Origin of the sequence: Bifidobacterium amazonense, from assembly GCF_018555435.2 — a bacterium.
Classification (GTDB): domain Bacteria; phylum Actinomycetota; class Actinomycetes; order Actinomycetales; family Bifidobacteriaceae; genus Bifidobacterium; species Bifidobacterium amazonense.
The window spans coordinates 19662-27953 of record NZ_JAFEJT020000043.1 but is presented as its reverse complement, the minus strand read 5'-3'; the positions used below and the strand labels follow the sequence as shown (position 1 = coordinate 27953).

General features: G+C 59.7%; 6 protein-coding genes. 5 read left to right on the top strand and 1 reads right to left on the bottom strand.

What is annotated here, in order from left to right; translation table 11 throughout:
- The coding region (locus JS533_RS09725; protein ID WP_241514218.1) for a hypothetical protein at positions 1–390 on the bottom strand (390 nt) is incomplete at its 3' end.
- Between the two features lie 173 nt (positions 391–563).
- Between JS533_RS09725 and JS533_RS09720 the strand changes: the two genes are divergently transcribed.
- The 5 genes from JS533_RS09720 (at position 564) to JS533_RS09700 (ending at position 8288) form a co-directional block, all read left to right on the top strand.
- Positions 564–2459 (top strand): beta-L-arabinofuranosidase domain-containing protein, encoded by a 1896-nt coding sequence (locus tag JS533_RS09720; RefSeq protein WP_241514217.1) that lies wholly within the window; start codon positions 564–566, stop codon positions 2457–2459.
- Positions 2460–2546: 87 nt separating this feature from the next.
- A complete protein-coding gene (locus JS533_RS09715; RefSeq protein WP_241514216.1) occupies positions 2547–4994 on the top strand; it encodes a glycosyl hydrolase family 95 catalytic domain-containing protein in 2448 nt (815 codons plus the stop codon).
- Between the two features lie 155 nt (positions 4995–5149).
- Positions 5150–6454, top strand: coding sequence for an ABC transporter substrate-binding protein (locus JS533_RS09710; RefSeq protein WP_241514215.1), 1305 nt, complete (start codon positions 5150–5152; stop codon positions 6452–6454).
- Entirely contained in the window at positions 6451–7383 is a 933-nt protein-coding gene (locus JS533_RS09705; RefSeq protein ID WP_241514214.1) for a carbohydrate ABC transporter permease, read from the top strand. Before JS533_RS09710 ends, JS533_RS09705 begins: the two co-directional genes overlap by 4 nt.
- Positions 7380–8288 carry a carbohydrate ABC transporter permease gene (locus JS533_RS09700; RefSeq protein WP_241514213.1) on the top strand — a complete coding sequence of 303 codons (909 nt, stop codon included), beginning with the start codon at positions 7380–7382 and terminating at the stop codon, positions 8286–8288. The genes JS533_RS09705 and JS533_RS09700 overlap by 4 nt, the downstream gene beginning before the upstream one ends.
- The last annotated feature ends 4 nt before the right edge of the window (positions 8289–8292 follow it).

Here is an 8292-nt window from a genome sequence, read left to right as displayed (position 1 = left end):
CATTTCCTGGCGGACTGGAAACCACGCGAAACGGCCGTGCCGGCCCAACAGACGTCTTCCGCCGTCCCCGTCCAACCGGACACGCTGCAACGCATCCGACGCAAGGAATACTGCCCCGAAGTCGACGTTCTCTCCGGTTCTTCCGGTGCCCCATACCGTGATGTTCGGTGGCAGCAGCACGCAGGACGAGGGCGAGACGCGCAGGCTTCGCTCGTGTGAGGGATCGTCGGCAAGATGGTACACGAGATCGAAATGGCCGGATATGCCAATGATGAGTTCGAAATCCGGCCCATGATCGTATTGCGCATGGACCCATCCGGGGCGACTGGTGAATTCCCCGGCTATGAAGTACCGGATCGGGGCACCGAGGTCGATTTCATAGATGGTCATGGCCGCTCTCCTGATCACTGACGTCGATGAAGTCGGAATATGACACCATTGTTCCATATTGCGCCCATGACATGCACAGTACAGTGAAATTACTTGGTTGAGCGGCTTCCCTTCAAGGAACGAAGGGGTGTCAGTTTCCGCACGACAATTGACGTGGACGAAAGGAGCATGAGATGTCCGTCAAGGCATACGAGCCCTTCCCCATCGATCAGGTGACGTTGCATGAGGGTGAGTTCCTGCGTCGGCAGGAGCTGGTGAAGCGATATGTGCTCGGTTTCGACGTCGATCGGCTGATGCATACGTTCCGGATCAATGCGGGATTGGGCAGTGACGCGAAGCCTCTTGGAGGATGGGAATCCCCGGATTGCGGTCTGAGGGGCCATTTCGTGGGGCATTTTCTGTCCGCGGCGTCGAAGTTCTGCGTCGACGGCAACAACGGCGCGCAGGAGAGCGAGCTGCTGCACGACAAGGTCGACGGAATCGTGACCGTCATGAAGCGGTGCGCGAGACGGAACGGCTATCTGAGCGCATTCCCCGAGTCGGATCTGGACCGTCTCGAAGACCAGGAGTGCCAAGGGGTGTGGGCCCCCTACTATACCCTGCACAAGATTTTGCAAGGCCTATTAGATGCCTATCGGTATGCCGGCAACGGGGACGCGCTGGAGCTGGCGGTGGACCTCGTCCATTATGTCGAACGACGCTTCGACCGCCTCGGTTTCTGGAAGATCGACAGCATCCTGCATCCCACACGGCTTAACCCGGTCAATGAATACGGCGGGATCGGCGACTCAATGTACACTTTGTACCGCATGACGGGAGACGAACCCACCCTGCGCACCGCCATGTTGTTCGACCGCGAGTACTTTGTCGGCAATCTCGCCAGCGGACGCGACATTCTGGAGGACCTGCACGCCAACACGCATCTGCCGATGGTGATGGCCATGATGCAACGGTACGAAATCACCGGTGAGGCACGCTACCGTGACGCCGCCGAGCAATTTTACCGGTTCCTGTTCACGAGGACGTTCGCGAACGGGTCAAACAGCTCCAAGGCCACGCATTATTCCGCGACCGGAGTGTCCTCCAAGGCCGAGCACTGGGGCGCGCCCAATGATCTGCACGACGCGTTGACCGGCGGGGAAAGCGAATCCTGCAACGGGCATAACACGGAGTCGATCGTTTCCGAACTGTTCTGCTGGAATGGCGGCTCCGATCTGCTCGCGCACCTCGCCCGGCTGAAATTCAATGCGGTGCTCAACTGCATGAGTCCCTCCACCGGACTGTCCCAGTACCACCAGCCGATGGGTGTTGCGGTGTACAAGGTGTTCAGTACGCCGGACGAGTCATTCTGGTGCTGCACCGGCACCGGCGTGGAGGGTGGTTCCGACCTGCAAAAGGATATCTGGTTCAAGGGAACGGATGCCGACGGCGTGCCGACGATCGCGCTCGCGGCGTTCATCGCATCATGTCTGCGATGGTCCGAGCGGGGGCTGACGCTCGATCTGCGATCCACGTATCCGGAGGCGCTTTCCGCCAGCATCGAGATGCATACGGATCCCCTGCGGGACGGTTGCCGAACACGTCTGCTGTTGCGCCGCGACTTGGTGAGCTCCGTGGACGTGACGGATGCGCAGGGAATTCCGCTGCCGGCATCCATTCAGTACGACGATGGATTCGTCTCGGTGCTGCGCGTCTTCCGCAACGGCGACATGGTCCGGATCGGGCTACGGGAAGCACTGTGCGAAGAGCCGTTAATAAGGGAACCAAACAGAATCGCGCTGCTGCGCGGCGACGTGCTGCTCGCCGGACTGGGAGACACGGGCGATATAGGTCCACTGCCCCCCGAAGATCTCAATGATCGGTGCCGACGCATCACGACAGCTGAAGAGACAGGACGGCGACACGGAGATGATGGCATCCTTTACGAGCTGTCCACCAGTTCGGGGACGGTCGATCTGGCTCCGCTGTACATGGTGGACGCGGAGCGACGCTACACCGTGTATTTCAATACGTCCGATCATCCCGTCGTCAGACGGGAGTTCGAACCGGTCGCCGAAGGCGCGAACTAGAGGAGATCCTACGAAACGCCACGCATCGTCCATGATGCCATGGAACGGATGCGCCGCATTAACCATGCCAATGACGGAGAATGACTCATGCGATTGATATACAACAAGCCGGCCGACCTCTGGATTGACGGCATTCCGATCGGCAACGGCCGTATGGGAGCGATGGTATGTTCCACGCGGCAGACGGACGTCCTGTACCTGAACGACGACACGCTGTGGTCCGGCTATCCACGCAAGGAACGGATTCGGCTGGATCGACGGACCGTGGAACTTGCCAGCGAACAGGCCGCGCAGGGAAGGTACGCCGAAGCCACGGAGACGATCCGCTCCCGCACCGATCTGCAGGAGGACGTCCAGATGTACGAGCCGTTCGGCACGCTGCGGTTCACGTTCGATTCCCGCACGCAGGCGGCTGCACCCTTCACAAGAGCCCTGGACATGTCCCGGGGCGTGGCGGAGGCGCGGACCGGTCGGAACGGAGACGATCGCCGGATGCGGGCGTTCTGCTCCGCGCCGTCGGATCTGCTCGTTTATCGGGTCGAATCGGCGCGGCCGTTCTCGTGTACCATCACGGCGTCGGACGGGTTCCTGCAGCACGGCGACTGGGATCACGAACCGTTCGGGGCACTTACGGATGAAGATGATGATCGGAAGGGCTACATGTTGTACGGTCAGTGTCCGGGCCTCAATATCGGCGGCATGAATGGCGGACAAGCCGGGGAACATCCGTGGGAGCCCGCTGCGCGAGGTGTGGGCATGGCCTATGCCGGAGGAGGAACCGTATCCGTGAAAGGCGGCGCGATGTTCTCCATGGAGAACGGATTGCGTTGCGAGAACGTGACCATGCTGACGCTGACGTTTGCATCGCATTCCGGATTCCGGGGGTTCGACATGCAGCCGGAACGTTCGCAGGAGCGGGTGACGTCGCAACTGATCGCGTTGACCGGTACGACGATCTCCCGCACGTATTGCGAGACACTCACCGAACATGAGCGGGACTATCGCACACTGTTCGATCGCGTGTCCGTCGGCTTCCATGTGCCGGATGGGTTGCGCGCCGACGGCACGATGACGGATGATTCGGCGTTGATCGAACGGCTGCTCGGCCGTGGCGTCTCGGATGAGACGCTACCGGTGTTGACCTCCTTGCTGTTCGATTTCGGACGGTATCTGGCCATCTCCTGTTCCCGTCCCGGTTCTCAGCCGGCCAACTTGCAGGGACTGTGGAATGATCGTGTCGTGCCGCCATGGCTATGCGAGTACACCGCCAACATCAACGTCGAAATGAACTACTGGCTGACCGGCCCTTGCGACCTGCACGAACTGGTCGAACCATTGGTGAGGATGAACCGTGAACTGCTGGAAACCGGCAGGGAAGCGGCTTCAAAGGTCTTCGGCATCGACGGAACGGCGGCGTTCCACAACATCGACATCTGGCGTAAATGCTCACCGGCGAAAGGCGATCCCTCATGGTCGTTCTGGCCGTTGGGCCAGGCCTGGATGTGCAGGAACCTATACGAAGATTACCTGTTCACGGAGGATGCCGACTATCTGCGGGATATCTGGCCAATACTGCTGCAGAGCGCCCGATTCGTATTGGGCACCCTGCGGCAGACCCCCGATGGACTCGCCCCATGTCCGGCCACATCACCGGAGAATCTATTTTGGGATGACGGGCGGCAGGCGTCCGTGGCGCTGTACAGCGAAAACACGTTGGCCATAGCAAGGAACCTGTTCCGCGATGTCGTGGAAGCGGCGGGAATCCTACACGGCCGTTTGAGCGAAGAGGATCAGGGGACGATATCTCGCATCGCCTACGTTTTGGGCAGGCTGGTACCGGTGCAGGTGGATGGTGTAGGCCGGATCATGGAATGGAACGGCCCCTTTGAGGCCGTGGATCCACATCACCGTCATTTGTCACACCTCTATGAGCTGCATCCGGGCAACGGCATCACCGCAAGCCGAAGATCGCTGTTCGATGCGGCGCGTCGCTCGCTGGAATCGCGTGGCGCATACGGTTCGGGCTGGAGTCTTGCCTGGCGTCTAATGATGTGGGCGCGACTAAGGGAACCCGAACGCGCGAAACAGGCCATCGGCATGTTCTGTCATGTAGTGGATGCGAATGCGACGGCCTCCATACATGGCGGCGGGATCTACCCCAGTCTGCTGTGTGCGCATCCTCCGTTCCAGATCGACGGCAACCTCGGCTTCACCGCCGCCGTGTGCGAAATGCTCGTGCAAAGCCACGACGGCGTGCTACGGCTGTTGCCCGCTTGGCCCGTTGAATGGGGTCCAGGGCATGCGAAAGGGTTGCGCGCCCGCGGAAACCTTCGCGTCGATCTCGCATGGGATGAGCAATCGCTTTCGTACCGCATCCGTGCCGGCCGTCGTCTTGACCTTATGGTCGCCGTGGGCGACAGTCCCGCAGGGAGCGTGACCATTGACGGCTCACTATCGATGGTTGTCCCTCTGAACAAGCCGGTTGGCCATCGTCGCATCGACAAGATCGGAGGAAACGGCGACAACGAACATTAGCGCATCCGACATCGAATCCGTAAACGTATATATTCATCCGGCTTCGCCGGATATAACAATCACCGATAAGGAGTCTCGCGACGAGGCAGACGCCAGATCGTAAACAGTCGGCAGCTAAGGATGGCTGCCGTATCACAACAGGGAAAGGTACCATCATGAACACCAATTATGGGAAAATCGCAAAGGTCTCCATCGCCTTGGCATCGGCGACGGCCATGCTGCTCGTTTCGGGCTGCGGTTCGAGCGCCGCCGGCGGCAATGATGATTCCTCATCGTCGAGCCCGGTCAAGCTGACGTTCTCCGGCTGGGTGCCCCACATCGAGGATGCCGTCGACCTTTGGAACGAGGAGAACCCGGATATCCAAGTCGAGTTCAAGCGCATCGCCAACGATGCGATGAAGAACTACTCCTCGCAGATCGAGGCCGGCGTCGCCAGCGACATACTGCAGGTCTCCGGCGATGCATTGGTCGATCTGGTCATCGAACAGCAGGTGCAGGACATCTCCAAGTACGTTAACGACAAGTCGAGTCTCTTCACCGAATCAGATTGGCAATCCGGCGTGTTCGGGGACGGTGTCTACGGCGTGCCGCAGGATTCCTGCCCCACAGCGCTGATGTATCGCAAGGACATTTTCGAACAGTATGGCGTCAGCGTGCCGAAGACATGGGATGAGTACCTGGATGCGGCCCGCAAACTGCATTCGGCCAACCCGGACGTCTACATCACCGCATTCACGCCCAATGAGGCCAGTCTGTTCATTCAGGACTTCTATCAGGAGGGCGGTACGCTGTACGACGTCGATGGCGACACATGGAAGGTGATGCTTGACAGTGGGGCATCGCAGACCGTGGCCGACCGATACCAGACGCTCATCGATGAGGGGTTAGTCAAGATCGTGGACATGTGGACGCCCGATTTCTGGTCGGCGGTCAATGACGGCACTATCGCCTCGTTCAACTATCAGGCGTGGTTTCCGGTGCTCATCGAAGAGAATGCGCCCGATCTCTCCGGCAAGTGGGCGGTAACGCAAAGCCCATCCGACAGCGGCAACGGCCCTTCAAGCAATGTCGGCGGCGGTCTGAACACCATTCCCGTCACCAGCAAGCATCCCGAGGAGGCCAGCGAGTTCATCACCTGGCTGAATTCCGACGAGAAGGCTCTCGACATCCTCATCGAAAAAGGCGGACTGTTCCCCGCGGCCAAAGCCGGCTTGGAGAACGAGACCCTGAACAAGACCAGCGATTACTGGGGAGGTCAGGCCCCCGGCGCAGAATTCGTCAAGGCTGCGAAGAACGCGGTGAAAGGATCCACCGGCCCTCAGGTCGATGCCGGATTCACCGCGCTCAAGGACGGTTTCGCCAAGGTCGCCAACAAACAGGACACCATGGGCAACGTGGTGACCAAGGCCGCCGACGCGATGCGCAAGGCCGCATCCGACAAGGGACTGAGCGTCAAATGAGCGACTCATCCGCATCTATCCAAGGCCCGCGTCGCGGCAAGCGGCGCGGGCCGGGACTGGCCCCCTATTTCTTCGTCGGCCCCTTCGCCGTCGCCTTCACTGTGTTCTTGCTTTCACCACTACTGGTGGCCGTATGGAGTTCGTTGTTCACCGTCAAACGATCCGGACTCGGTTTCGGCGGAACGAAGACCTCCGTGTTCATCGGCATGGGCAACTACCAAGCCGCATTGCAGAACAAGCAATTCATGTCCGGTTTCGGCCGGGTGCTGCTGTTCGGCGTCGTGCAAGTACCGCTCATGCTCGGACTGGCTCTACTGTTCGCCCTACTGATCGATTCGACGCTGGTCCGATTCAAGCGTGTGGCGCAGATCGTCCTGTTCATCCCGTACGCGGTGCCTGCGGTCATCGCCGCGTTGTTGTGGGGATTCCTGTACCAGCCCGGCGTCAGCCCGATCGTCAAAGGGCTGCGCACGATCGGATTGGACGTGAACTTCCTGGCACCGGATTCGGTGCTGTGGTCGACGGCGAACATCACCACATGGTGTTATGTAGGCGTCAACATGGTCATGATCTACTCGGCATTGCAGGCAATCCCACAGGACATCTACGAGGCCGCACGGATCGACGGCGCCAGCGAGGCCCGCATCGCATGGTCCATCAAGATCCCCATGATCATGCCCACGCTGATCGTCACCCTGTTCCTATCGATCATCGGCACCATCCAGCTGTTCAACGAGCCAACCGTCCTACGCACCGTCACCAGCAACGTCTCCTCGGAGTTCACGCCGCTGATGTCCATCGTCAACACGGCATTCGCCCAGAAGAATCAGAATCTCGGTTCCGCGATGTCCGTCATAGTCGCCTTGGTGGCCTTTATCCTGTCCGCGGTCATTAATCTGGCGCAACGCAAATGGGAGGAGAAATCATGACCACCATCGCACGTCCGGTCATCACCCGTCAGAACCTGAAGATACGCTCCGGACAGCGTATCGTCCTGTCCCATGGATGGGCGCGCATCCTGACGATGCTGCTGTTCGCTGTCGCCTTCGTCTATTTCGTCGTCCCGGTATGCTGGCTGTTCGTCGCCTCCACGAAAAGCGCCGGCGACCTGTATACGACCCCAAGTTTCGCTTTCGCGGAATTCCGTCTTTTCGAGAACATCAGCTCACTGTTTGCCTACCAGAATGGGGTCTATCTTCGCTGGATCGCGAACTCGATCCTCTATTCGGTGATCGGATCCCTGCTCACCGTGCTGGTGAGCGCCATGTGCGGATACGGACTCGCCGTATACCAGTTCCGAGGACGCAGGATCATCCTCGGAGCGGTGATGGTCAGCTTCCTCGTCCCGGGAGCGGCGTTGACCCAGCCGCTGTACCTGCAGCTGGTGCGCATGGGACTGAACAACAACATCCTCGGAGTGATCCTTCCCGCGCTGGTGTATCCCTTCGGCGTGATGTTCTCATGGCTTACCGTGCGGGCCTCGGTGCCGATGGAGATCATCGAAGCGGCACGCGTAGACGGCGCCGGCGAAATCAGGACCTTCTTTCAGATTGTGATGCCGATGATGCGGGTCGGACTGACCACGGTGTTCCTCTTCACGTTCATGGGCAGCTGGAACAACTACATGCTGCCGATGATGATCCTCGACGACCCCGAACTGTACCCGCTCGCCGTCGGACTGGTCGACTGGAACAAGCAGTCCACCTCCGTGGCACAGCTGGGAACGCTCACCCTCGTCGGATCCTTTGTGTCTCTGATGCCGCTGATCCTCGTGTTCATCTTCTCGCAACGGTATTGGAAATCCGGGATCGCCGCAGGCGGTGTCAAGATGTGACGCC

Coding starts and splice junctions, on each gene's coding strand:
- JS533_RS09700 (WP_241514213.1), top strand. CDS start 7,380: ATGACCACCATCGCACGTCCGGTCATCACCCGTCAGAACCTGAAGATA.
- JS533_RS09705 (WP_241514214.1), top strand. CDS start 6,451: ATGAGCGACTCATCCGCATCTATCCAAGGCCCGCGTCGCGGCAAGCGG.
- JS533_RS09710 (WP_241514215.1), top strand. CDS start 5,150: ATGAACACCAATTATGGGAAAATCGCAAAGGTCTCCATCGCCTTGGCA.
- JS533_RS09720 (WP_241514217.1), top strand. CDS start 564: ATGTCCGTCAAGGCATACGAGCCCTTCCCCATCGATCAGGTGACGTTG.
- JS533_RS09715 (WP_241514216.1), top strand. CDS start 2,547: ATGCGATTGATATACAACAAGCCGGCCGACCTCTGGATTGACGGCATT.